General features: G+C 46.3%; 1 protein-coding gene. It reads left to right on the forward strand.

Translation table 11 applies throughout. The features are described 5' to 3' along the window. On the forward strand, nucleotides 1–454 hold a 454-nt coding region (locus OQX61_RS24270; protein WP_265844430.1), incomplete at both ends, for a hypothetical protein.

Genomic DNA, 454 nt, shown 5'->3' on the forward strand with positions numbered 1-454 from the left:
ACAATGATGTGGTTTTTAGATGCTGACTATGCGAAGTATGAGTTGATTGGTGGAGCTACCGGTGTGTTGGGCAATAATGTCCTGACTACCGTTCTTGCGGCTAATGCCACTAATCCAATGACCTTCACGCAGACGGGGCTGACGAATTTCCAAACCTATTACTATGCACTTCGGGTAACTGATGCGGCAGGCAATATAAACACCAGCTCTACAGCCAGCGGAACACCTTTAAATGCACAGACCATCACTTTTGATCAGCCAATAGCTGCTGAGTATGGTAGTTCATTTACGATCAATGCAACCAGTACTTCTGGTTTACCGGTTATTTTCACCTCCAACGAACCTGCACTGGCTACGATTTCAGGCAATACCGTCACCATTGTAGGTGCAAATAGCCTGCAATCGGTCTCGATCATTGCCACTCAACCTGGTAACGCGAATTATTCTTATGCCC

The organism is Pedobacter sp. PLR, from assembly GCF_026239675.1.
Taxonomy (GTDB): domain Bacteria; phylum Bacteroidota; class Bacteroidia; order Sphingobacteriales; family Sphingobacteriaceae; genus Pedobacter.